We start from the raw sequence: 25,222 nt of genomic DNA, 5'->3' as shown, positions 1-25,222 counted from the left end.
CGCAAAGCCGCCAGCCCGCAGGCTAGCGCTGCGGAGCTTCCTTCAACAGGCGGATCCCGGTGCGGCAGGCCAGAACCGATGCAAGCGACGTGACGGTCAGCCAGATCGCGCCCAGAGACATCCAAAGCTCGGTGGGAAGCGCGCAGATGAGCAGGCTGTTCGCGGAGAACTCCCAGGTTCCCCGGGTGAAGAACAAGCTGTGAAACGCATCGAACATCCCTGTGAAATCGATGGCGGCCCACAGGCCGAGAACCGAAAACGAACCGATGACCAGCGCCGACGAGGCGATGAGCGGAACCGCGAGGGCACGCCTACCCCCTGTGCGCACCAGGGCGGCCGCTGCGCCGATGGCCGCGACGACGCAAGCCGCGAGGACGGGAAGCGCCGCTGTCGCCACGCGGTTCACGTCGTCGAGGTGCTCGATGGCGGCTCGGTCGAACACGTAGGCGTCGCGCGCCTCCGAGAAGGCCGACGCGAACGCGGCGGCATCGCTTTCGTCCGACAGGCCGTCGAGGTCGGGCGCTCCCTTCGCCGCGCCCGAAGCCGGGGAGGTGCCGGCAGGGTCGCTTTGCAGCTCTCGGTTCACCTGGTAGATGGTACGGTACAGAGTCGTCTCGTCATGCGATCCGAACGAGAAGTCCCGCGTTGCCGAGGCGACGCGGGACAGCTGAGCCTTCGAGAACGGCGACAGGTCGTCCCAGGCCAGGGTCGAGGAAAGCGCGGGCGTGACGGCCGGTGCGGTGCAGGCCAGGTACCCGGTGCCCACCAGCGCGGCGGCCAGGGTCAGGGCGAGGGCCGCCTGGGCGGCGATACGGAGGGGCGCGCCTCTCACCGGGCTTCGTCGCCTTCGCGGTCGACCCAGATGGTGGCGGCGGTGATTCCCTGCATGTCCTTCGAGATGGTGGGCAGCGGCCCCAAACGGCTGAACACTCCCTGGAACACGCCGTTGTACAGGTACAGGCCGTTGAGGTTGTTGTACGGCACCGCCTCGCGCATCACCTGGTGGTCGGCCAGCTCGGCGATTCCCGTGTCGGGCGGGAGGGTGTCGGTTTTGAAGGGCACGACGTAGTGCTGGGCGATGAAGGGGAAGCCCGCCTTGCCGTCGGCGAACCGATCGACCAGGTCGTTCCATTCCCCTTGATCGAAAAAGCAGCCGGCGTAGACGTTGTCGGCCCCGTAGTGGTCGGTGGGCTTGATGATCCACCCGTCCTTGTTCGCCTTCACGTCGGCCAGGTCCACCTGGTCGCTTTCGAGGAAGGCGGTGAGCGGTACGGTGGCGCGCACGAACGCGTTTTCCTCGTCGGTGAGGATGGCGGCGGTCGCCGGATGGTAGAGGACTTTGAAGATCTGCTTGTCGTGGACGATGTGGCCTGCGAAGCTGCCGATGAGGGCCACCTTTTCGGCGCGCACCGCCTCGATCATGCCCTGGGACTCCTCCCAGAACTCGATCACGTCGTTGGTTACGCTGCGGCGCCAGATGGCGTCGATGGCGGTGCCGTCTTTCGCGCGCAGGGCCCGACCGTCGAAGGACAGGTCGCGCACGTCCGCGACGATGCAGCGGTAGCCGCGCTTCTCGAACAGCTCGGCGAAGATCTCGAACTCGTCGACCACGCCGTGGTCGAGGTAGTCGCAGATGGCGAACGTGGGATTGTCGATGCGGCGCTCGTAGGTCGCGTAGATGTCGATGAAGCTGCCCACCCAGCTGTCGAACAGCTCGCAGGCTTCGACTTCGTGGCGGGACGCGAACTCCTTGAACGTGGCGGTTCGCTCGATCGAGCGGGTGATCTCGCGGTTCTCGTTCATGCCGCTTGATCCGTCGCCGTTGAACTCGCAGAACTTGACGGAAAGCGTGTCTTCGTCAAGGAAGGTGTCGACGCGGGCGAAGGGGAGCAGCGCGTCGTACCCGCGCGGGAGCAGGATCAGCTCGCGCAGGCGCTCGTCGAAGTCGAACACCTCGCGGTAGGCCGGGTCGTCCAGGTAATGCGCGATCACCTTGCACAGGATGCGGTGCGCCGTTTCCGACGCGTCCTTCATCGCATGGTAGGTGGCGCTGTCGAACAGGCGCGGCACGAAGGCCGAGTCGACGACGCGGTGGTGGACGATGGCGGTGGATCCCTCCATGTAGGCCCGCGCGGCGCGGCGCCCGGCGATATCGCCGTCGAGCTGCGCGGCGATGTCGAGGTATTCCCGAGTGTAGTCGGCGTTGTTGCTCATGGTGTTCCTTCAGCGAAAAGGCGGTCCGTCGCCACAGGGTCAAAGGGTTCGGCGACTTACGCGAGATTCTATCCCACCGCGGCCTTCGACGGGGCCGATTCGCTCAAAACAGCACCGGATCGTTGCGTTCGCGGGCGCCTTGCTTGCCAACGGTCGGTTTCAAGTATATGCTCTGACTGATAACTGTTAACTATGTATAACTTAGGAGGGAACCGGCTATGGAAAGGGAGAAAGGCAGCGACGTGCAGCGTGTGAGCAAAGGGCTTTTCCAGGCGTGGGGCGTGAGGGAGGTGGTGACGGCGGTGCTCATGAACGTCCTCACCCTCGTGCTGATGTTCGCGGGATCGTCCGTGACGATGCTCCACCCCCATCTCGCCATGCTCGCATCGGGGGGAGCGGCGGTGTTTCTCGGGGCGGCGGTGTTCATGCTGATGGTGTTCCGCGTGAACCGCTTCGGGGTGACCACCCTGTTCGCCACGATGGCGGCGCTGATGTTTTGCACCATGGGAAACTACGCGATCATGATCCCCTTCTACATCGCCGGCGGCCTTGTGCTCGACCTCGTCTTCCTCAGAAGCGAGGAGCAGCGGCGCAGCATCCGATGGGTCACGGCGGCCTGGTCGACGTTCAGCGGCCTGTACCTTCTGTCCACGATGATCCCCGTGATCAGCAACCTCGACGCCTATATCGATAACTTCATCCGCAACTTCGGAAGCGATCAGGCGTTCATCGACGCCTTCCTGCGCTACTACACCGATCCCCTCTGGGTGTTCGGCATCGCGATCGCCACGGTTATCTGCGGATTCGCTGGATGCTTGGCGGCCCGGGTGCTTATGAGGAAGCACTTCTCGAAGGCCGGGGCGCTGTAGCATGGAGCTGGTCGGGGATGCGGTCGACGATCGCGGGGGAAGGTTCTCGGTCGCAACCAAGGTATGGGTGCTGGTCTTGGTGATAGCGGCGACGATGTTCGGCCTGGCCGACGCGGCTCAGGCGTTTCTGTCCCTGGCTTCGATCGCGTACGCCGCCTGTGAGGGGCGCCTGCGCATAGCGTGCTGGCTCGCAGCGTCCTTCGCGGTCGTCGCGGCGATCTACGTGTCCTTCGCGTACTTCGGGATGCGCCCGCTTTTCTTCTCGCCGCTGCATATCTCGCAGAGCTGGCATTCATTCCCGGCGGTGGCTGCGCTGTCCGTTCTCGTCACCTCCCCGCCCGGCACGGTGAGCGCCGCGCTTGCCCGCGTGGGGTGTCCCAAGAAGGGGATACTGGGGGCGCTCGTGATGCTGAGGTTCGTCCCCACGTTCGCCTCGAGCTGGCGTCTGCTGCGCGACTCGCTGCGCAAGCGCGGCCTTCTGGCCGTCCGGCAGGTGGTGGGAAACCCCCTGGGCACGTACGAATACGTCATGGTGCCTTCGATCATGGCGCTCATAAACAGCGCCGACCAGCTCTCTTCGTCGGCGGTCACGCGGGCGGCGGAGGCCCCCACGTCCCGAACCAGCTACTACTGCACCTCGATGACCTTTGCGGACTGGGCGTTCATGGCTGCATGGGCCGTCGCGTGCGCTGCAGCGGTGGTGCTGGGGAGGGCGGCGTGATGGGGGCCGCAGGCGTTCGCCTCGATCGCGTGTCGTTTTCGTACCGCGGCGCACCCGAGACCGTCCACGACGTGTCGCTTTCGGTGGAAGGCGGGGAGTGCGTCGTGCTGTGCGGGCCTTCGGGAGGAGGCAAGACCACCGTTATTCGCCTGATCAACGGGCTTGCGGGGGGTTACTACGAGGGCGAGGCGCGCGGTCGCGTCGAGATCGGGGGAACCCGGCATGCCGACCTTCCCGCATGGAAGCGCGCCGAGAGCGTGGGCAGCGTGTTCCAGGATCCCGCATCCCAGTTCTTCTCGAGCCAGCTTGCCGGGGAGATCGCCTTCAGCTGCGAGAACCTGGGATACGACCGCGACACCGTGGTGTCCCTGACCGACGGGTCCATCGCCGCGTTCGGCCTGGACGGGCTGCGCGGCACACCGAACGACCGTCTGTCCAGCGGCCAGAAGCAGAAGGTGGCCATCGCCTCGGCGGTTGCGCCCCGCCCCCTCATCGTCGCTATGGACGAGCCTTCGTCGAACCTGGACGAAGAGGCGGCGATGGCTTTGGGCCGCACGGTAGCGCAGATGAAGGCGGAAGGCTACGCGCTGGTGATCGCGGAGCACCGCATCGCGTACCTGGAGGGCGTCGCCGATCGCTTCCATTACGTGCGCGACGGCCGCATAGAGCGCTCGTTCACCCCCGCGCAGATGGAGGCGCTGCCGCTCGAACAGCGCCGCGCCCTGGGGCTGAGGAGCACGTCGAGGGCGCCGCGTCCGGCGCTGCCCCGTCCGCTGGCGGGCTGCGGGGCCCAGAAGGGCGCTTGCGCCCTCTCGCTTAGGGGCGTCTCGGCGGCGTTCGGCGCGCGACGGGTGCTCCAAGACGTTTCGTTTTCCGTTTCGAGCGGTCAGATCGTCGCTTTGACGGGGAAAAACGGCGCGGGCAAAACCACGCTCGCCCGCATCGTCGCGGGGCTTTCGGCGCCTCGCGGCGGCACGGTCGAGGTCGGCGGTGCGCGGCGCACGCGTCGCGCGCTCAGGCGTCTGGTGTGGTTCAGCCCGAACGACGTGCGGGCCGAGTTCTTCTCGCCCAGCGTGCAGGAAGAGGTGATGCTGCTGGTCGATCCCGCAGACGAGAACCGAGAGCGTGCCCGGCGCGTGCTGGAGGGCTTGGGGCTGTGGGATCTGAGGGAGCGCTATCCCTCGACGCTTTCGGGAGGGCAGAAGCAGCGGCTGTCCATCGCGTGCGGGCTGGTCATGCGCCGACCCGTCCTGGTGCTGGACGAGCCGACCAGCGGCTTGGACGCTCTGAGCATGGAGAAGCTGTCGGCCTCGCTGAGGTTCGCGGCCCAGGAGGGGCAGGCGATCCTGGTGATCACGCACGACAACGAGTTTCTGGGAAGCTGCTGCACGCATTGTTTCGAGCTCGGGGAGTAGGCGCGTCGCGCGGGCGGTTCGGGCTCGGCGGGAACGTTCTCATTCCGACCGCATAGAAAGGAAGGTGGTCGTATGAAGTTGGTTTCGGAGGGCGCGGAAGGCAGGATAGAGGCGACGGGCGAAGCGAAGGCCCGTTCGGGCGCCGCGCCCGCAAAGGGGCTGAAGGATCTGTACCTGAGGCTCACCAGGCCCGCCCATGGGCTGATCGTGCAGGGGATGGCGCTTTCGGCGCTGTCGGTTGCATTCGGGTTCGTCCCGTACCTGGTGGCGATCGCCATCGCTCAGAAGGCGCTGGCAGGATCGATGTTCGACGCGCAGGCGCTGGCGCTTATGGTGGGCGCATCGGTCGTGTGCGCCGTTGCGAGCCGCCTGTTGTTCGGGATCGGCACGGGCGTGTGCCACCGGGCCGATGCGGACTTCCGCGTGAACGCGCGCCATATCCTGCTCGATCATTTCTCCCGCCTGCCCCTGGGGTGGTTCAGCGATCGGACGTCGAGCGAGGCCAAGCAGGCCGTGTCAGACGACGTGCTGGGCATGCACCAATCGGTGGGCCATGCTCCAACCGATCTGGTAAACGCCGTGCTCACACCGCTCGTCCCCTTGGCATACCTGTTTGCGGTCGATTGGCGCCTGTCGCTTCTTCTGGTGGGGTACCTGGTCGTGGTGGTGGCCGTCTCCATGCCGTTCATGATGCGCGACTACTCTTCGCTCAGCAAGCAGTACAACGCCGCCAACGTCGAGCTGTCGGCGTCGGTGGTCGAGATGGTCGAGGGCATCGAGGTAGTGAAGGCGTTCGGCAGCTCCAAGCGCGCAGGTGGCCGCTTCCGCGCCGCCGCGCAGAACCTGGCCGACGTCACGTATACCTGGACGAAGCTCTCGGCCGGCCCGTTCAGCCTTCTTGCGGCCAGCATATCCCCCGGGATGATGCTTGCTCTGATCGGCTTGGCGAGCTGCCTGTTCGTCATGAACGGCTGGTGCGATTTCGCAACCTGCGTGCCGTTTCTGGTGCTGGGAGCCAATATCCCGTCGGGGATCATGGCCGTGAGCGCGTCGATGGGCTTTCTGCGCCTGGCCAAGCAGAACCTCGAGCATATCGCCGAGGTCCTGGCGGTCGATCACCTGCCCGAGAAAGGCGACGCCGAAGACCTTCCGTCCGGGGGTCTGGACGTGGTTTTTGACCGGGTTTCGTTCGCCTACTCCTCCGATTCGTCGCCCGCCCTGTGCGACATCGACGTGCGCCTCGCGCCGGGGACCGTCACGGCGCTTGTCGGGGGGTCGGGAAGCGGCAAGACCACGTTCGCGCGGCTCATCCCCCGGTTCTGGGATCCGGTTTCGGGAGCGGTTCGGATCGGTGGGAAGGATCTGCGCGAGGCATCTTCGGAATCGGTTCTGTCGAAGGCGGCCGTCGTGTTCCAGGAAAGCATGATGCTGGGCGTGAGCATCCGCGACAACATCAAGCTGGCGCGCCCTGCGGCATCGGATGCCGAGATGGTGGAGGCCGCCAAGGCCGCCCAGATCCACGAGCGCATCATGGAGCTCCCGCTTGGCTACGACACGGTCATCGGGTCGTCGGACGGATCGCTTTCGGGCGGCGAGGCCCAGCGCGTGGCGATCGCACGGGCGCTCATCCAAGACGCCCCCATCCTCGTTCTGGACGAGGCGACGGCCCATGCCGACCCCGAGAACGAGACGGCCATCCAGGAGGCGCTGGGCAACCTGGTGCGCGGTCGGACCACGGTGGTGATCGCCCATCGGCTGAACACCGTGATCCATGCCGATCGGATCCTCGTGATGGAGTCGGGCCGCATCGTCGAAGAGGGAACGCACGAACAACTGCTCGAAGCGCGCGGACGCTATGCGGGGCTGTGGGAAGCGCAGCAAGCGGGTGCGTGCTTTGCCGGGCATGACGGAAAGGACCTTGTATGATCGTCGATCAGATCGATGCGCTCGTTGGCGAGAAGACCGGGGTGAAGACCCAGGCGACCCTCTACGCGATCGGCGGGATCGTGGAGGCGGGCGTCTACGTCGCGCTGCTCCCTCTCCTGCGCGCGTTGTCCCAATCCGATGTCGAGTCGGCTCTGAGGTGGGCGCTCGTCGCCATCGCCTTCGGCGTCGTCTCGGCGGCGGTGAACTTCGCCTCCGAGAACCGCGGGTACCTCATCGGAACGAAACAGGTGGTCAGGCGCTTGCAGGAGCGGTTGGGAGATCACGTTGTATCCCTTCCCCTCGGGTGGTTCAACGCCCAGCGCGCCGGCCAGCTCTCGTCGCTGCTCGAACGCGACCTGCAGATGGTCATGAACTTCCCGGGCGTGTTCCTGCGCCAGCTCGTCTTGTCCGTCACGGTTCCCGTCTGCATCGCCCTGATATTCCTCTACATCGACTGGCGCATCTTCCTGTCGTTCATCGTGCTGCTCCCGCTTCTGTTCTCGGGGGCGAAGAAGATGGGCCAGGCGGCCGGCGACGGGCATTTGAGGGAGGAGGAGTCGAACGCCCGGCTGACCTCCCGCGTGCTCGAGTTCGTGCACGCGCAGCCCATTCTGCGCGCGACGGGGCAGGCGCGCGAGGGATGGTCGGCTCTGGAGGCCGACATTCAGCGCGATCGGGAGGCCACGGTGGATACGCTCGATGCCACCGCCCGTCCCATGCTGAACTACACGATCACGGTGTATTCGGTATTCGGGCTGGTGTTCGTCTGCTCCACCGCGCTTCTGGCCCAAGGCGCCATCGACGCGGTCGAGTACCTGCTCGTGGCCGTGCTGGGGCTGCGGTTCATCGACGCTTTGGTGAAGATCGGCTCCCAGGGCATGGCGTTTCGCGTGTGCCGCAACGCCCTCGATGCGGTGCAGCGCGTCCTGTCGGCGCAACCCCTGCCCCAGGCGGCCGATCCGAAGAGGCCCTCCGGCGCGGACGTGGCGTTCGACCGCGTGGGATTCTCCTACGATCAGAAGCGCTCCGTGCTTGACGACGTGTCGCTCAGCTGCCCTGAAAAAAGCCTTACCGCCCTGGTGGGGCCGTCGGGTTCGGGCAAGACCACGCTCACGCGGCTGGCGGCGCGCTTCTGGGACGTCGATGCGGGCAGCGTGCGCATCGGCGGCGTCGATGTGCGCGATATGCGCCCCGACGAGCTTCTGGACATGATCTCCTTCGTTTTCCAGGACGTCTACCTGTTCGATGGGACCATCGAGGACAACGTGCGGTTCGGTTCCCCCGAAGCGACCGACGAGCAGGTGCGCCGTGCCGCCCGCGTCGCGCGCTTGGACGAAGTGGCCGAGCGCCTCGACGACGGTTGGTCTGCCCATGTGGGCGAGGGAGGGTGCCGTCTTTCGGGGGGCGAGCGCCAGCGCGTGTCGATCGCCCGCGCCCTGCTGAAAGATGCGCCCATCGTGCTGTTCGACGAGGCGACGAGCGCGCTCGATGCGGAAAACGAGGCCGCGGTGGTCGATGCGATGCACGAGCTTTCCCGGGACCGGACGGTGCTCGTGATCGCGCACCGGCTCTCCACCATCGCGGCTGCCGACCAGATCGCCATGCTCGAGGACGGGCGCATCACCCAGCTGGGGACGCATGAGGAGCTGCTGGCCCAAGAGGGCCGCTACCGCAGCTTCTGGGCGGATCGCGAGAAGGCGCAGGGATGGAGGATCAGCCGCTCGTAGGCTCGGTCGCGGGTCGGCCTCCCGCGCCTTCTTGACCGGGGCCGCCTTCGCGCGCCCCGGTTCGCGCCGCTTCGGCCCTGCGTTTGAGGGCGTCCTGTAAACAGTGCCTAAACAGATAAACGCGCTTCGCCCAGACGGATATAATGGGTGAAGTTTGCGGCGCTGTGGCGCCGCGGCGCATGGTTGATGGGCGCGATCCCGCGTCACGGTACACAAGGAGCCTCTACATGGCACAAGCATCGCCTTCCTATTTGTTCACGTCCGAGTCGGTGACCGAGGGTCATCCCGACAAGGTGTGCGACCAGATCTCCGACGCCATCCTCGACGCCATCCTCGCCAAGGAGATCGAGCTGGCCGAAGCGGGCTACGTCGCCCCGAACGGCCAGCCCGCCGACCCCAGCCAGTTCCGCTGCGCGTGCGAGACGCTCACCTCCACCGGGTTGGTGGTGGTCACCGGCGAGATCCGCACCCAGGCCTACGTCGATGTGCAGGAGATCGTCCGCGGCGTTCTGGACGACATCGGCTACAACCGGGCGAAGTACGGCTTCGACGCGTCCACCTGCGGAATCATGAACGCCATCCACGAGCAGAGCCCCGATATCGCCCTGGGCGTGGACACGTCGTTCGAGGCGCAGCACGGCCTGGACGGCTCCGATCCCTACGACCTGACCGGTGCGGGCGATCAGGGCATGATGTTCGGCTACGCCTGCAACGAGACGTCCACGCTCATGCCGATGCCCATCTACCTGGCGCATCGTTTGTCCGAGCGCCTTACCGAGGTGCGCAAGGACGGCACGCTGCCCTATCTGCGCCCCGATGGTAAAACCCAGGTGTCGGTGCGCTACGTCGAGGGCAAGCCGGTCGCCGTCGAGCAGGTGGTCGTTTCCACCCAGCATGCAGACGACGTCGAGACCGAGGCCCTGCGCGCCGATATCGTCAAGCACGTGATCCGGCCCGTCTTCGCGGCCGAGGGCGTAGAGCTCGCCTCCGACGCGGGCATCCACATCAACCCCACCGGCCGTTTCGTGGTGGGCGGCCCCATGGGCGACGCCGGCCTTACCGGCCGCAAGATCATCGTCGACACCTACGGCGGCATGGGCCGCCACGGCGGCGGCGCGTTTTCCGGCAAGGACTGCACGAAGGTGGACCGCTCGGCGGCCTACGCCGCTCGCTGGGTGGCGAAAAACGTGGTGGCGGCCGGTCTGGCCGACCGCTGCGAGGTGCAGGTGGCCTATGCGATCGGCATGGCCCACCCCGTCTCGGTGATGGTCGAGACGTTCGGGACGAACGCGGTTCCCGTGGCCGATATCGAGTCTGCGGTCACCAGCGTCTTCGATCTGCGCCCCGGCGCCATCATCGACGAGCTCGACCTGCGCCGCCCGATCTACCGCAAGACGGCCGCATACGGCCACTTCGGCCGCGAGCTTCCCGAGTTCACCTGGGAGCGCACGGACAAGGTGGATCAGCTGAGGGCCGCCTGCGGCCTCTAGTTTCATGCCGGCGGCCGCATCCGGCCGGCCGCCGGGTTCCTATCTGCAAGCGAAGCGGCCGCATCCTGATTGCGGCCGCTTCTCTTATCCGGGTGCGACGAGGGAGGTTCGATGCAGAGATCCGACGGGCGCTCGGCCCACGTCGAACGGGCGCTGTCCGTGCTGTTCCCCGCATGGGGGCACCTTTCCGCCGGCGAGCGCGACGGGTTGGTGCGCGGCGCACGCCTTCTGCGCTTCGGCGCCGGGGACCACGTTCATGGGGCGCAAAGGGACGAGGGCAGCGTGCTTTTGGTGCTTTCGGGGTCGCTGCGGGCCTACCTGCTGTCGCCCGAAACGGGCAGGGAGGTGACCCTGTTCTTCGTGGGCGGGGGCGAGAACTGCGTTTTGTCGGCCTCGCGCATCCTGTCGATGATCGATTTCGACGTCTTCGTAGACGCGGTGGGCGACACCTCGGTGCTGTCGATCGATGCGGATCGGTTCGATGCGCTGATGAAGGGCAACGTGCATGTGGAAGCGGCGGTCTACCGCCAGACGGCCGAGCGCTTCAGCGAGGTTATGTGGCTTATGTACCAGGTGGTGTTCTGCAGCCTCGACGCGCGCCTCGCGGCGTTTCTGCTGGACGAGGCGCAGCGTACGGGCGCTTCGGTCGTAACCCTCACCCATGCCGAGATCGCGGGGCATATCGGGTCGGCTCGCGAAGTGGTGTCGCGGATGCTGAAGCTGTTCTCACAGGAGGGTCTGGTGGAGCTTTCGCGGGGCAGCGTCGCGCTGGTTGATCGGGAGGCGCTGAGGAAGCGGGCCGCCGCCCGACCGGCTTCCTAGCGGACGAGCGGGCCGCGGTATCCCATGATGCCGCCCATGTTCGTCACGTCCGCATACCCCATCGACCTCAGCTGGCTCGCCGCTCGGGCGCTGCGGGCCCCGCTGGCGCAGTAAAGGTACAGGGGCGCCTGGTCGTCGGGGGCGATGCGGCGGATGGAGGCCAGGTCGGACAGGGGAACGCTGCGCGCCCCTTCGATATGGCCGCGACGGTACTCGTCGGTCTCGCGCACGTCTACGATGAGGGCTCCGCGATCGCGCGCGTCAGCGGTGCTTTCGGTGATGTTGCCGCCTGTGAAGAAAGAGAACAGTCCCATGTAGGCCTTCTTTCGGTCGGTTTTCCAGGGACAGGATACGCGCTCGGTCGCCCGGCCTTCGGTGATCAAGTCACCCAAGGGAGGCGCGCCGCGTCCCATCGCGCCGGGGCGGATCCGCGGGTTCCCGTTGCGCTTGCGCCTCGGCGGCCCGTTTTCGTTTCGCCGGGGCAGCCGGGCTCGTCGCGCCCTATGCCGTCTTCGCGAAGAACTCGCCTGCGATCCGCACGGTCTCCGCAGCATCTTTGGCATACCAGTCCGCCCCTACCATCTGGGCGTATTCGGGGTTCAGCACGGCCCCTCCCACCAGTACGCGCACGTCGGGGGCTTCGGCGCGCAGCAGGGCGATGGTGTCTTCCATGCCGCGGATCGAGGTGGTCATGAGGGCCGAAAGGCCAACGAACTTCACCCCGTGCGTCTTCACGCAGTCCAAAACGACCTGGGGATCGACGTCGCGGCCCAGGTCGATCACGCGGTAGCCGTAGTTTTCCAGCAGCATCCTGACGATGTTCTTCCCGATATCGTGGATATCGCCTTTGACCGTGGCCAAAGCGACGGTGCCCTTGTCCACATCGACCGCTGAGCTGGCCGCCTTGATCACGTCGAAGCCCGCCTTCGCAGCTTCTGCCGAAGCCATGAGCTGGGGAAGGAAGAACGTGCCCCGCTCGAACGCGTCTCCCACCTCGTCGAGTGCCGGGATGAGGTGGGCGTTGATGATCTCGAGCGGATCGGTGTCGGTTAGCATGGCCGTGCAGATCTCGCTCGCGGCCTTTCTCCGGCCCTGCACGATGGCGCTGCGCAGCGAGCCGTCCTCAGACGGGGCCGCGGGATCGCCCGACAGGCCCGTCTCGCCGCCCTTCCCCTGATCGGCCGCTCCTTGAGTTGGCGTTGCGCGATAGTTCGCGTAACCCTCGATGAACCGCCGTGCGCCAGCGTCTTGACCGCACAGGACGCGCCAGGTGTCGACCACTTCGCGGTAGCGCTCCGACAGCGGGTTCAGGATGGGCAGGTCGAGCCCGGCGCTGAAGGCCGCCGCCAAAAAGGTCGCGTTGACCACGGGGCGGGCCGGGAGGCCGAAGCTGATGTTGGACACGCCCAAAACGGTGCGCACCCCCAGCCGCTCTTTGACCAGGGTCACGGCGCGCAGGATGTCGGCCACCTCACTTTGGTTGGTGGAAGCCGACATGACCAGGCAGTCGATGAACACGTCTTCGCGCGGGATCCCCGCCTTCTCGGCGGCCTCCACGATGCGGCTCGCGATGGAGACGCGCTCTTCGGCCGATGGGGGAATGCCGTTCTCGTCCAGCGTGAGCCCGACGACGGCGCAACCGTAGTGCCGCGCGATGGGCAGCACGGACTTCAGGCTCTCCTCTTTGCCGTTCACGGAGTTGATGAGGGCCTTTCCCGCATAGGAACGCACGGCGGCTTCTACGGCGGCCGGGTCGGACGAGTCGATCTGCAACGGAAGGCCGGTGACGCTTTGGATGCGCTTGACCAGCTCGCATAGGCATGCGGCCTCGTCGATCTCGGGAAGGCCGGCGTTCACGTCCAGCGCGTCGGCCCCGGCCCGATCCTGCGAGATGGCCTCGTTGACGACGTAGTCGAAATCGCCTTCGCGCAGCGCGGCCTTCAGCTTCTTCTTACCCGTGGGGTTGATGCGCTCCCCGATCACGCCCACGGATCTGCCGCGGAACTCGAGTGCTTGCTGGGCGCTGGTGATGACGCAGGCGGGGGAGGCGGGCGTGCGCGTCGGCACCCGGTTTTCCACAAGCGCGGCCAAAAGCTCGATGTAGGACGGGTCGGTGCCGCAGCACCCGCCGATGATCGAGGCACCCGCGTCGATCATCCTCCCTACGGAATCGGCGTAGCTTCGCGCCGATACGGAGAACACCGTCTCGCCGTTTTCCATCTGGGGCAGCCCGGCGTTGGCCTGCACCATGACGGGGCAGGTGGCAACCGACAGCATCTCCTCGACGATCGGGGCCAGCGCGTCGGGGCCCAGCGAGCAGTTCACGCCCAGCGCATTCACGCCCAGCGCGTCCAAGGTGTAGGCCGCGACCTTCGGGCTGGTTCCCAGAAACGTGCGGCCCGTCTCGTCGAAGGTCATCGTGGCGAACACGGGAAGGTCGCTGTTCTCCTTGGCGGCCAGCACCGCGGCCTTCGCTTCCAGAAGGTCGGCCATCGTCTCGATGATGAACAGGTCGGCCCCGGCCTCGCATGCCGCGCGCACCTGCTGGGCGAACAGCTCGTAGGCCTCGTCGAACGACAGCGTCCCCATCGGTTCGAGCAGGGCTCCGGTCGGTCCGATGTCGGCGGCCACGTAGCGCGGCTTCGCGGCCCGCGCGCAGGCGACGGCGGCGCCGAACACCTCCTCGACCGTTGCCCGGCCCTCCAGCTTGCGCTCGTTGGCTCCGAAGGTGTTCGTGGTGATCACCTGGGCTCCCGCTTCTACGTAGGAGCGGTGTATGGCGCTCACGTCGTCTGCGTGGGTGAGGCATAGAAGCTCGGGAAGCTCGCCGGCATCCAGGCCGCCTTTCTGCAGCATGGTTCCCATGGCGCCGTCGAACACCAGGTAGGCGCGGCCTTCCAACACCTCGGCGAGGTGGTCGTCTTTCACGCGCACGTCGTCCCGCGCACGTGCGCAAACGGTTCCGTTCGTTATCGGTAGCACGTCGTGCCGTCCTTTCGTATCGAGCAGTACGGGCGAAACGAGCAGTTCGCGCAGCTGCGCTTGTCGTCTTGCGGGGTGTCGAACAGCCCGATGACGGCCGTCGAGCTTTTGGCCGGGACCAGCAGGTTGCTTGCCGTCACCGTGAGCCCCAGCGACTTTTCGGCCCCCAGGATGCGCACGATGGAGGGCTGGACGTCCAGGGGAAGATCTCCGTAGCCGGGTCCGTAGCGCCAGTTGCAGTACAGCCCGCGCTCGTGGGCCTCGCGCACGATGGCGGCGTTGCAGGCGTCGGCCACCGATTCGACCAGCGCCGAGCCGGCGGCGTCGAACATGAACGCGTCGAGCGAGTTCACAAGGCGCATGCGGCGCCCCTCCCGCTCGTTTGACAGCCCCAGGGTGCAGGCCATGAGCGCCGCTTCCCGCGCGCCGGACAGGTGCCTTCCTATATCGTCGCCGGGCAGCACGAGCGTCGTTCCCACCAGGTGCATGCCCCCTTCGACCTCTTCGAGGGGAAAGATCCGGTAGCGGTACCCGGGCGAGGCGGTGCGCTGCACCGCCTCAGCGACCTCGTCGAGGCGCCCGGTAAGCGATTCGTCGATGGCCTGCCCCGCATACCCGAGGTAGCGCAGCGTCTCCGCCCGATCGACGAGGTATCCGCAGCCGCTCATCGCGCGAAGAAGGGCGTCGCGGCGGCTACGGCGGCCCGCGCGATGTCGGGCTGGTTCATGGTGTAGACGTGGATGCCGTCCACGCCGAAGCGCGCAAGCTCGTCGATCTGGCGGCAGGCGTACTCGACGCCCGCCTGGCGCAGGCTGGCCGGGTCGTTCTCGTACCGGGCGAGCAGCTTCACCAAAGGAGCCGGCATGCTGGCACCGCACATGAATACCATGCGGGTCACCTGGCTTTTCGACAAAAAAGGCATGATGCCGAACGTAATGGGCGCCGTCACGTTTGCCGAGCGGGCGCGGTCGAGGAACCGATAGGCGAAGTCGTTGTCGAAGAACAGCTGGGTCACGAAGAACTGGGCGCCGGCGTCCTGCTTTTCTTTCAGGTGGCGGATGTTCTCGTAATCGTCCAAACAGTCGATGTGCCCCTCGGGGTAGGCTGCCGCCCCCACGCAGAACCCCGCTTCGCGCAGGACGGGGATGAGGTCGCGCGCGAGGGCGAAGTCGCCGGGCCGCGCGCCCTCTACCGCGTCGCCGCGAAGCGCGAGGACGTTTTCCACCCCGCGGGCGCGGAGCGAGTCGATGTGGCGCAAGATGTCCTCGGTGCTGGCTCCGGTGCAGGTGAGGTGGGCCATCATATTCAGGCCGAACTCGGTCTGGCCTATGTGCGCCACCTGCTCGGTGAGCGCGGTGTTTCCCGAGCCGCCCGCCGAATACGTGACCGAAACGAAACCGGGGCGAAGCGGGGCGAGCTCGGCTATGACCGAGCGCGCCGCATCGACGGTGAGCTGGCCTTTGGGCGGGAACACTTCGAACGATACGGGCTTCGCGTTTTCGAAGACCTGGGTGATGCGCATGGTTTCCTCCGATGCGTGCGCGTGCTGATCTCGGGGCTGCGATCGCTTCGGTGCGCGGCGCCAGAGGCCAACCTGCGCACCGTCATCGCAACGGGTTCCATCTTATAGAAGAAACCGAACATCGAATCATATGAATAATAGAATTCCAGTCATGCGCTATCGAGAACGGAAGCGCGGGCCTCACAGAAAGGCGGCCCTCAGCGCTCCGACCACGTCGTTCAGGTTGCCCTCGGTGATGCCGGCGTAGTTCAGCACCAGTCGGCAAGTGCCGGGGTCGCTCGGTTCCTGCAGGTCGGTGTAGTCCTCGAGAAACGCCAGGCGCATCCCCGCGCGGGCCCCTCGTGCGCGCGCCTCGTCGTTTGACAGGCGGGTGCGCACGTTCATCAGCAGGTGCGTTCCCGCGTCGCACCGCTCGATGTCGAGGATGCCGGCGAGATCGGACGAGGCGAGCGCCGTCGCAACGAGGTTCCGCGTTTTGCGGTAGTGGTTGCGCAGGCGGTATACCTGGCGCTCGAAATGGCCTTTCTCGATGAAGCGCGCGAGCGCGTACTGCTCGAAGCTCGATACGGCGCTCGAGAACAAGGCTATGGAGCTCTCGTAGCGCTCCAGAAGGCCGGGAGGTAGGATCATGTACCCGATGCGCAACGACGGGGCGAGCGTTTTCGAGAACGTGTTCATGTAGACGACCCTGTCGTTCACGTCTTCGGCGAACAGGGGCGAGAAGGGCTTCGATCCGTAGCGGAACTCGCTGTCGTAGTCGTCTTCCACGATATAGCGCCCCGGCTCGGCGTTGGCCCACTCGAACAGTTCGATGCGCCGCTTCACGGGCATGACGCGCCCTTGGGGAAACAGGTTCGCGGGCGCGACGCGCACGAACGACGCGCCGGTTCGCCCCAGCTCGTCGACGCGCAGGCACCCCTCGTCTGACCGTACGCGCTCCCAGGAGACTCCGCGCAGGTCGGCGATGGTTTCCAGTTTGCGGTACCCGGGATCTTCGAACGCGAACTTCGACTGCCTGCCAAGCAGAACCAGCAGCTGGTCGAACAGGACCTCGGTGCCCGGTCCCACGACCACCTGGTTCGGGGAGGCCTCGATCCCGCGGTTGCGGTAGAGGTAGTCGCACAGGGCGCTTCGCAGGTCGGAAAGGCCCTGGTGCGGAATGGCCTGCATGAGCTCGTCGGTGGGAAGGGACAGCGCCTCGCGCATGCAGCGCCCCCATATGCTGGCCGGAAACAGGTCGAGGCTCGCACGCGTCCCGCCGGTGTCGATGCGCGCCTCGGCCGCTTTCGGGCGCACGGGAGCCTCGTCGGGCAGCAGGCGGGCCTTCGCTCGGGGCTTCGGCGCGTAGTTGACCTCTTCGACGAAGTAGCCGCGGCGTTCCCGCGCGTAGAGGAACCCCTCTGCTAGCAGCATGTCGTAGGCGCGCATGACCGTGTTGGCCGAAGCGCCGAGGTGGTTCGCAAGCGACCGTTTACCGGGCAGGCGGTCCCCGGGGGCGAGCCTGCCGTCCACGATATCGTCGCGGATGCGCTCGTACAGGAACTCGTACAGGGGCTGCTTTTCGGGGCATTCGTTCAGGTCATAGGTGAGCATGGGCCCTCCGTGAGATCGAAGCGATCAACTGGTACCTAAAAAAATAAATTTTCTGGGACTTAAAACAGTATCAGATAACGCCTAGCATCGGGGGTGCAACGAACGGTTTCGACACAAGGAGATCGAAATGAACGTGAATCTGAAAGATATGTACGGCCTGTTCATCGATGGTAAGTTCGTCCCCGCATCCGATGGCGGGACCTTCGCGACCACCAACCCCGCGACCGGGCAGCACCTGGCCGATGTCGCCGAGGCGACCAAGGAGGACGTCGATGCGGCCGTCGCCGCCGCCTGGCGCGCTTTCGACACCTGGAAGCACGTGGGGGACGCCGAGCGGGCGTCCATCCTGAACAAGATCGCCGACGTCATCGACGAGAACAAAGAGCTGCTGGCCACGGTGGAGTCGATGGACAACGGCAAGCCCATCCGCGAGACCATGAACATCGACGTTCCCTTCGCGGCCGACCACTTCCGCCTGTTCGCCAGCGCCGTGCGCACCGAGCAGGGCACCTCCCGGGTGCTCGACGGGGGCATGCTCAGCCTGGTGATGCGCGAGCCCATCGGCGTCGTCGGCCAGATCGTGCCGTGGAACTTCCCCTTCCTCATGGCGGCGTGGAAGCTGGCCCCGGTTCTGGCGGCAGGCGACTGCACCGTGTTCAAGACGTCTTCGACCACGCCGTTGAGCGTGATCGTGCTCATGGAGCTCATCCAGGACATCGTCCCGGCGGGCGTCATCAACGTGGTCTCGGGCAAGGGCTCGGCGTGCGGGCAGTTCCTGCTGGACCATCCCGATCTGCGCAAGCTGGCCTTCACGGGCTCGACCAGCGTGGGCTACGGGGTGGCGAAGGCCGCGGCCGAGAAGCTTATCCCCGCGACGCTCGAGCTGGGCGGCAAGAGCGCCAACATCTACTTCGACGACTGCGATCTCGACCGGGCCATCGACGGGCTCATGCTGGGCATCCTGTTCAACCAGGGCCAGGTGTGCTGCGCCGGGTCGCGCGTGTTCGTGCAGGCGGGGATCTACGACCGCTTCGTCGAACGCGCAATCGAGCAGTTCGGCCGGGTCGTGCAGGGCGATCCGCTCGATCCGCAAACCCAGATCGGCACCCAGATCAACGAAGGCCAGCTCAAGAAGATCGCCTCCTACATCGACATCGCGCGGGAAGAGGGCGCGACCATCGCCATGGGCGGCGAGCGCAACGCCGAAGGAGAGCTTGCCAAGGGCAGCTTCTTCAAGCCGACGCTGATCACGAACGCGACCAACGACATGCGCGTCGCCCGCGAGGAGATCTTCGGGCCCGTCGCGGTGGTCATCAGGTTCGAGACCGAAGACGAAGTGGTCCGCATGGCCAACGATTCCGAGTACGGACTGGGCGGCGCGGTGTGGACGAGCGACATCACGCGGGCCCTGCGCGTGGCGCGCAACGTCGAGACCGGCCGCATGTGGGTCAACACCTACAACCAGATCCCCGCCGGCGCTCCTTTCGGCGGCGTGAAGAAGTCCGGTATCGGGCGCGAGACCGACATCGCCATCCTGGACGCCTATACCCAGAAGAAGAACATCATGATCAACCTGAACGACGCGCCCAGCGGTTTCTATCCGCTGAAATAATCGAGGTTGCGCGGGCGTCTGGGAGTTCGGGTGCGCCGCTGCTACACTGGCCGTATGAAAATCGCTCAGGTAGTTCTCGACATACCCACCCAGGCGCTCGACGCCCCCTACACCTATCTCGTCGCCGAGGAGAAAAACGACGATCTCGAGTTCGACGTGGCCGTTGGCTGCGTCGTTCTCGTGCCGTTCGGCGGACGGCGGGCCTGCGGGTTCGTCGTGGCCATCGAGGAGGTATCCGAGCTCGATCTCGCCCAGAGGATGGATCCGTCCAAGCTGAAGCACGTGATCCGCGCGCTGGGGCCGGCGTATTTCGACGAAGAGGGCGCGGCGTGCGCCCAGTACCTCTCCGAGCGCTACATCGCGCCGCTGTCGGCGTGCGTGCGCCTGTTCACCCCTCCGGGGGGCATTCCGCGCATGGTGCGCTCGCGCGACGGGCATTGGCGCCTCGAAGAGCCGACGGTGGGCGAGGTGGACGACCGCTGGATCACGGCCGGCCCTGCATTCGGGGAGTTTCGGCCCCGCAAGAACGCGGCGAAGCAGATCGCCATCCTCAAGGCGCTCGAGGCGGGCGATCTGCGCGCGGTCGAGCTGTCGGCCGAGTTCGGAGCGGTGGCGTCCACGCTGAAGGCCCTCGAGGCGAAAGGCGCGATCGCCATCGAGCGCCGCCGCCGCTTCCGCGGGGACGCCCCGCGCGGAAACTCGTTCGTTCCTTCGGTGAAGCCGCAGCTCACCGAAGGGCAGAAGGCTGCGGTGGATGCGATCGCCCAGGCGCGTGCGGCGGCGCGGGGCGAGACGGTCCTTATCGACGGCGTCACCGGGTCGGGCAAGACCGAGGTGTACCTGCAGGCCATCGAGTCGGTGGTGGAGGCGGGGCGCACCGCCATCGTGCTGGTCCCCGAGATATCGCTCACGCCCCAGACGGTCGCGCGCTTCCGCGGGCGCTTCGGCGACCGGGTGGCCGTCATGCACTCGCGCATGAGCCAGGGAGAGCGCTACGATCAGTGGGACTTCATCCGCTCGGGGGAGGCGCGCGTGGTGGTGGGTGCGCGAAGCGCCCTGTTCACGCCGCTGTCGAACCTGGGCCTCATCATCATCGACGAAGAGCACGAGGGCTCCTACAAGCAGGACAGCGCCCCGCGCTACCATGCGCGCGACGTGGCACTGTGGATGGTGCGCCGCGCGGGGGCGACCCTGGTGCTGGGTTCGGCCACCCCTTCGATCGAAAGCCTCCATGCCGCGGTGAAGGACCCGCTTTGGCGCGCGGTGCTTCTGCCCGAGCGCGCGAACGGGAGGCCCCTGCCGCAGATCACCGTCATCGACATGGCCAAGGAGTTCGGCCAGGGGTCGCGCTCGATGTTCTCGCGCACGCTGGCCCGCGCCCTGGAAGAGGAGCTGGCGGCGGGCCGCAAGGCCGTCCTCATGCTGAACCAGCGCGGGTTCGCGAAGTTCGTGCTGTGCCGCGCCTGCGGGTTCGTGCCCTCCTGCCCGCACTGCTCGACGTCGCTCACCTACCACGAACAGGGCGCCTACCTCACCTGCCACCATTGCGGGTACCGCATTCCCGTGCCCGGTGCGTGCCCGGAGTGCGCAAGCCCCTATCTCAAGAAGTTCGGCGCCGGTACCCAGCGCGTCGAGGCGGACCTGCGCGTGCTGATCGACGGGTTTTCCAGCGTGACGTCTGAAGTGCCCATCATCCGGATGGACGCCGATACCACCAAGGGGAAAAACGCCCACCAGGACCTGCTGGATCGGTTCGCATCGGCCGACGCCGCGGTGCTTCTGGGAACCCAGATGATCGCCAAGGGCCTCGATTTCGACGACGTGACCCTGGTGGGGGTCATCAACGCGGACACCATGCTGAACCTTCCCGACTACCGGGCTGCCGAGCGCACGTTCGACCTGGTCGAACAGGTCGCGGGCCGCGCGGGCCGCGCCGAGCTGCCCGGGCGGGTGATGGTGCAGACCTACGAGGCCGACCACGCCGCCATCCGCGCGGCGGCCCGCTACGACCGCGCGCTGTTCCTGCGCGACGAGCTCCCCAAGCGCAAAGCCCTGGGATACCCTCCCTATGTGCGCATGGCCAACGTGCTGATCTGGGGAAAGGACGAGAAATCGGTGGAGGGCCAGGCGAAGGCGCTCCAGCGCGACCTCGTGCGGCGCGTAAGCGAGTACGGCGGTTCGGCCTGGCGGGTGCACGACGCCGTGCCCTGCGTGCTGGCCAAGCTGCGCAACACCTACCGCTGGCATATCGTGGTGAAATGCCCGGTCGACGCGGATATCGCGCGCGTGCTTCTGCCTCTGTTCCGGGCGCGCAAGGCCGATCCGCGCGTAAGTGTGGCGGTGGACGTCGATCCCAACGACTTGCTGTAGGGACCCGATCGGCGCCGATGGGGGAGGGCGGCGGCCTGCGGTGCGACGTTTCGGGGCGGAAAGCGTTCGAGCGCGGCGGGAACGAGGATTCGCCTCCATAATTCCGACGGGGCTTACGGTTTGGTCGAAAACGTAGTAAACTTCACCCTTGTATCTTTGTGCCCAAATTCAGGTGGATACGGGCAAAAGCTCCAGGGTCGAAAGGAAGTTCACGTGGCTGAAGCCTCGGAAAAGACAACGACGAAAACCAAGCGCATCGCAGACGAAAAAGCAGGTGATCTTATCGAGAACGTCGAAGAGGGAGCAATCGGGACCGAAGAGGGCGCTGCGCCCGCCGACGCGGCTAAGAAGGCGGCCAAACCGAAGAAGCCCGCTGCCAAGAAAGCCGCCGAGACCGATGCCGACGAATTCGAGGACTCCGACGACGTCGAGCCCGAGGGGATCGGCGCGGTCGACGCGGCCGATGCCGACAAGGACCATTCCGACCCCGACTCCGACGACGAGGACCTGCTCGAGGGAATCCCCGAGGAGGAGCTGAAAGCCGTTTCCGACGTCCAGCTTCCCAAGGTCACCAACAGCCGCGTCAGCAAGGTGAAGTCGCGCCGCCGCGCCGCGGATGCGGGCGTCACCATGCTCACCGGCGACCCGGTCCGCATGTACCTGAAGGAGATCGGCAAGGTTCCGCTGCTCACCGCGGCAGAAGAGATCGATCTGGCCATGAAGATCGAAGCGGGCGTCGCGGCCACCGAGGAGCTCGAGCGCGCAGAGGAGGAAGGCGTCGAGCTCGAACGGCGCGAGAAGCGCCGCCTCGGCCGCATCGAACAGGTCGGTATCGATGCGAAGCAGCAGCTCATCGAAGCGAACCTGCGCCTGGTCGTATCCATCGCCAAGCGCTACGTGGGCCGCGGCATGCTGTTTTTGGACCTTATCCAAGAGGGCAACCTGGGCCTTATCCGCGCGGTCGAGAAGTTCGATTACAAGAAGGGCTTCAAGTTCTCGACGTACGCGACCTGGTGGATCCGCCAGGCCATCACGCGCGCCATCGCCGATCAGGCCCGCACCATCCGCATTCCCGTGCACATGGTGGAGACCATCAACAAGCTCGTGCGCATCCAGCGCCAGCTGCTCCAGTCGCTGGGCCGCGAGCCAACCCCCGAGGAGATCGGCGAGGAGATGGGCCTGACCGCCGAGCGCGTGCGCGAGATCCAGAAGATCAGCCAGGAGCCGGTGAGCCTCGAGACGCCCATCGGCGAGGAAGAGGACAGCCAGCTGGGCGATTTCATCGAGGACACCGACGCGGTGGTTCCGCCCGACGCCGCCAGCTTCTCCATGCTGCAAGAGCAGCTGGCCAAGGTGCTTGACGGCCTGGCCGAGCGCGAGCGCAAGGTCATCAGCCTGCGCTTCGGGTTGGAAGACGGGCATCCCCGCACGCTCGAAGAGGTGGGCAAGGAATTCGGCGTCACGCGCGAACGCATCCGCCAGATCGAGAGCAAGACGCTTGCCAAGCTGCGCCATCCCTCCCGCTCGTCCAAGCTCAAAGACTACCTGGAAGACTAATCCCAACTCGAGGACTGCATGACTCAGCAACTTGAACTGTTCGCAAGCTGCCTCTCCGGTATGGAGGGGCAGCTTGCCGAGGAACTGAAAACGTTTCGCATCAGGAAAGTGCGCCCCTTAGCCGGGGGCGTTGCTTTTTTCTGCGATCTGGAGGCGGCATACCGCACCTGCCTGTGGTCGCGCCTGGCCGCCCGCGTGATGCTGGTGCTCGACCGCGTGAGCGCGGCCGACGCCGATGCGCTGTATGCGGGTGCTCACGGGATCGCCTGGGAGGATATCGTATCGAGCGAGGCCAGCGTGGCCGTCCACGCATCGGGTGCCAACGAACAGCTGCGCAACACGCGCTTCACCTCGCTGAAGGTGAAGGATGCGGTGGCCGACCGCCTGCGCGCGTTCGCCCCCGAGCGCGCCCAGTCGCCCGAGAGGCCCCGGCGCGTGGCCATCGACGTGCGCATCCGCAACGACAAGGCGACGATCTCGCTCGATCTGGCGGGCGGCGCGCTGGGGACGCGTTCCTACTTCTCAGATGACGATACCGACGACGCCGCCCTCGAAGCGCTGCTCGCCGCCGGTTTGCTGGCGCAGGCTTCGTGGGCCGAGTGCGCCGCGAAGGGGTTCGGCTTCGTCGATCCGGTGTGCGGAAACGGCGTGCTGTTCACCGAGGCGGTGTCCGCCGCGTGCGACCGCGCTGCGGGGTTGGGTCGCGAGCGCTGGGGCTTTGCCGGATGGAAGGGCCATGACGAGGCGCTGTGGGGAAAGCTGGTGCGTGAGGCGGAGCGGCGGTTCGAAGAGGGGCTTTCCCGAATCGCGGGAGCCGACGCCCTCGCCGCCGGTCCGACGGCCCGGCCCGACACGACGCGCGTGCGGTTCGTGGGCGTGGCCGCGTCGTCTCCTGCGATCTCGAGGGCGCGCGACCATATCCGCCGCGCCGGCTTGCGCCCTGTCGCCAGCGTCGAGCTGGGCGATGCCGAAAGCATCGTCCCGCTCGTGCGGCGCGTCTCGGCGATCGCGAACCGCTACGCCGCGGCCGATGCCGCGGGGCTGCTGGTCGCCGGCAATCCCGAGGCGCGCGCCGCGGGCAAGCGCGCGAGCCTGCAAGCGGCCGAGATCGCGTTCGTGAACGCCTGCGCGACGGCGCCCGAGGGCTCGGTGTTCGCTCTTGCAGGGGGAGCGGGCGCGGTCGCCCGATTCAAGAGCAGGGCCGTTTCCAGCCAAAGGGTCGGGCGCGATCGCATCGAGACGATCCTGCGCGTGTTCGACACCGCGCCGGATGCGGGCGTGACCATCGAGATCCCCGACTCTTCGGGAGGCGCTCCGCGCAAGGTGCAGGTGTACGACGAAGGGTCGATCCAGTTCGCTTCCCGTCTGCGCAAAGTGCTGAAGGAGCGGCGGAAATGGGCGGCGGCAGAAGATGTTTCCTGCTATCGCATCTACGACGCCGACCTTCCCGAATACGCGGTCGCCATCGATGTGTACGAGGGCTGCGGCGAGGCGCGCGGCAACACGTACCTGCATGTTTCCGAATACGCGGCCCCCTCGTCGGTCGATCCCGAGAAGGCGCGCCACCGTTTCGCCGACGCGCTGTGCATCGCTGCGGTGGTGTGCGGCGTGAGGCCCGACCACGTGTTCGCCAAAACGCGCATGCGCGACAAGGGCGGCAGCCAGTACCGCGATGCGGGGGACCGCCCCTACGTGACCACCGTCGAAGAGGGGGGCTACACGTTCGAGGTCGATCTGAACGGGCGCCTCGACACGGGCATCTTCCTCGACCACCGCATCACCCGCAGCCTGGTGGGCAAGCGCGCCCAGGACGCGCGGTTCCTCAACCTGTTCGCCTATACGGGCACGGCCACGGTGTACGCCGCCGGGGGCGGCGCGCGCAGCACGGTAACGGTCGATCTGTCGCAGACGTATCTGGAATGGGCCGACCGCAACATGCTGGCGAACGGGTTCGACGGATCCGAGCACTCGTTCGAGCGCGGCGACGTGATGCGCTGGCTGACCGACGCGCGTCGAAGCGGTCGGCGCTTCGACGTCATCTTCGTCGATCCGCCCACGTTCTCGAACTCGAAATCGATGGGGAAGCGCACCTGGGACGTCCAGCGCGACCACGTGGAGCTGCTGATCAACGTGACGCGCCTGCTTTCCGAGGAGGGCGAGGCTATCTTCTCGTGCAACCTGCGCTCGTTCAAGCCCGACCTCGAGAAGCTCGAGCGCTACGGCGTTGCGCTCGAGGACGTGTCGGCCAGCACCATCCCCGCCGATTTCGCGCGCACGCCCAAGATACACAAGTGCTATATCGTGACGCGGGCATAGCGCACGCGGCGCGGTTTTCGCGCACCGGGGCCGAGCCCTGCGTTCAGTGGGGCGTATCGATTGCGTTTTCTCGTGGGGAGATGTGC

18 protein-coding genes are annotated in these 25,222 nt (G+C 66.4%); 11 read left to right on the top strand and 7 right to left on the bottom strand.

What is annotated here, in order from left to right:
• Positions 1-22: 22 nt before the first annotated feature.
• Both JI75_RS06585 and JI75_RS06580 read right to left on the bottom strand, forming a co-directional pair.
• Positions 23-832 (bottom strand): lipoprotein intramolecular transacylase Lit, encoded by an 810-nt coding sequence (locus JI75_RS06585; RefSeq protein WP_039689682.1) that lies wholly within the window; start codon positions 830-832, stop codon positions 23-25.
• Positions 829-2,214 carry a carboxylate--amine ligase gene (locus tag JI75_RS06580; protein ID WP_039689681.1) on the bottom strand — a complete coding sequence of 462 codons (1,386 nt, stop codon included), beginning with the start codon at positions 2,212-2,214 and terminating at the stop codon, positions 829-831. Before JI75_RS06580 ends, JI75_RS06585 begins: the two co-directional genes overlap by 4 nt.
• A gap of 218 nt (positions 2,215-2,432) precedes the next feature.
• Between JI75_RS06580 and JI75_RS06575 the strand changes: the two genes are divergently transcribed.
• The 7 genes from JI75_RS06575 (at position 2,433) to JI75_RS06545 (ending at position 11,184) form a co-directional block, all read left to right on the top strand.
• A complete protein-coding gene (locus JI75_RS06575; protein ID WP_039689678.1) occupies positions 2,433-3,083 on the top strand; it encodes an MptD family putative ECF transporter S component in 651 nt (216 codons plus the stop codon).
• A 1-nt stretch (position 3,084) separates the two neighbouring features.
• The gene (locus JI75_RS06570; protein WP_039689675.1) at positions 3,085-3,804 is read left to right on the top strand and encodes an energy-coupling factor transporter transmembrane component T family protein; all 720 of its coding nucleotides are present in this window, start codon (positions 3,085-3,087) and stop codon (positions 3,802-3,804) included.
• A complete protein-coding gene (locus tag JI75_RS06565; protein ID WP_039689673.1) occupies positions 3,804-5,219 on the top strand; it encodes an ABC transporter ATP-binding protein in 1,416 nt (471 codons plus the stop codon). The genes JI75_RS06570 and JI75_RS06565 overlap by 1 nt, the downstream gene beginning before the upstream one ends.
• Before the next feature lie 72 nt (positions 5,220-5,291).
• A complete protein-coding gene (locus JI75_RS06560) occupies positions 5,292-7,145 on the top strand; it encodes an ABC transporter ATP-binding protein (RefSeq protein ID WP_039689671.1) in 1,854 nt (617 codons plus the stop codon).
• A complete protein-coding gene (locus JI75_RS06555; protein WP_039689669.1) occupies positions 7,142-8,872 on the top strand; it encodes an ABC transporter ATP-binding protein in 1,731 nt (576 codons plus the stop codon). Before JI75_RS06560 ends, JI75_RS06555 begins: the two co-directional genes overlap by 4 nt.
• A gap of 227 nt (positions 8,873-9,099) precedes the next feature.
• The gene (gene metK / locus JI75_RS06550; RefSeq protein ID WP_039689667.1) at positions 9,100-10,362 is read left to right on the top strand and encodes a methionine adenosyltransferase; all 1,263 of its coding nucleotides are present in this window, start codon (positions 9,100-9,102) and stop codon (positions 10,360-10,362) included.
• Between the two features lie 111 nt (positions 10,363-10,473).
• The gene (locus JI75_RS06545; protein ID WP_052241659.1) at positions 10,474-11,184 is read left to right on the top strand and encodes a Crp/Fnr family transcriptional regulator; all 711 of its coding nucleotides are present in this window, start codon (positions 10,474-10,476) and stop codon (positions 11,182-11,184) included.
• Here JI75_RS06545 and JI75_RS06540 read toward each other — a convergent pair.
• The 5 genes from JI75_RS06540 to pdxR all read right to left on the bottom strand — a co-directional run bounded on the left by JI75_RS06540 (position 11,181) and on the right by pdxR (position 17,281).
• Positions 11,181-11,498: a rhodanese-like domain-containing protein gene (locus JI75_RS06540; RefSeq protein WP_039689665.1), complete on the bottom strand. Its 318-nt coding sequence runs from the start codon at positions 11,496-11,498 to the stop codon at positions 11,181-11,183. The genes JI75_RS06545 and JI75_RS06540 overlap by 4 nt on opposite strands.
• Positions 11,499-11,685: 187 nt before the next feature.
• Positions 11,686-14,166: a homocysteine S-methyltransferase family protein gene (locus tag JI75_RS06535; RefSeq protein ID WP_052241658.1), complete on the bottom strand. Its 2,481-nt coding sequence runs from the start codon at positions 14,164-14,166 to the stop codon at positions 11,686-11,688.
• Complete coding sequence (locus tag JI75_RS06530; protein ID WP_039689663.1) at positions 14,154-14,834, bottom strand: vitamin B12 dependent methionine synthase; 681 nt, start codon at positions 14,832-14,834, stop codon at positions 14,154-14,156. Before JI75_RS06530 ends, JI75_RS06535 begins: the two co-directional genes overlap by 13 nt.
• On the bottom strand, positions 14,831-15,688 hold the full coding sequence (locus JI75_RS06525; RefSeq protein WP_039689661.1) for a methylenetetrahydrofolate reductase: 858 nt from the start codon (positions 15,686-15,688) through the stop codon (positions 14,831-14,833). The genes JI75_RS06530 and JI75_RS06525 overlap by 4 nt, the downstream gene beginning before the upstream one ends.
• A gap of 180 nt (positions 15,689-15,868) precedes the next feature.
• Entirely contained in the window at positions 15,869-17,281 is a 1,413-nt protein-coding gene (gene pdxR, locus JI75_RS06520; RefSeq protein ID WP_039689659.1) for a MocR-like pyridoxine biosynthesis transcription factor PdxR, read from the bottom strand.
• 127 nt (positions 17,282-17,408) lie between these two features.
• Between pdxR and JI75_RS06515 the strand changes: the two genes are divergently transcribed.
• The 4 genes from JI75_RS06515 (at position 17,409) to rlmKL (ending at position 25,136) form a co-directional block, all read left to right on the top strand.
• Positions 17,409-18,893 (top strand): aldehyde dehydrogenase family protein, encoded by a 1,485-nt coding sequence (locus JI75_RS06515; protein WP_039689656.1) that lies wholly within the window; start codon positions 17,409-17,411, stop codon positions 18,891-18,893.
• A gap of 54 nt (positions 18,894-18,947) precedes the next feature.
• Positions 18,948-21,263: a replication restart helicase PriA gene (gene priA / locus JI75_RS06510; protein WP_039689654.1), complete on the top strand. Its 2,316-nt coding sequence runs from the start codon at positions 18,948-18,950 to the stop codon at positions 21,261-21,263.
• 306 nt (positions 21,264-21,569) lie between these two features.
• Positions 21,570-22,820: an RNA polymerase sigma factor RpoD gene (rpoD, locus tag JI75_RS06505; protein ID WP_039690715.1), complete on the top strand. Its 1,251-nt coding sequence runs from the start codon at positions 21,570-21,572 to the stop codon at positions 22,818-22,820.
• 18 nt (positions 22,821-22,838) lie between these two features.
• Positions 22,839-25,136 (top strand): bifunctional 23S rRNA (guanine(2069)-N(7))-methyltransferase RlmK/23S rRNA (guanine(2445)-N(2))-methyltransferase RlmL, encoded by a 2,298-nt coding sequence (gene rlmKL, locus JI75_RS06500; protein WP_039689652.1) that lies wholly within the window; start codon positions 22,839-22,841, stop codon positions 25,134-25,136.
• The last annotated feature ends 86 nt before the right edge of the window (positions 25,137-25,222 follow it).

The sequence above is a fragment of the Berryella intestinalis genome (assembly GCF_000814825.1).
Taxonomy (GTDB): domain Bacteria; phylum Actinomycetota; class Coriobacteriia; order Coriobacteriales; family Eggerthellaceae; genus Berryella; species Berryella intestinalis.
This window is presented reverse-complemented; position numbering and strand designations above follow the sequence as displayed.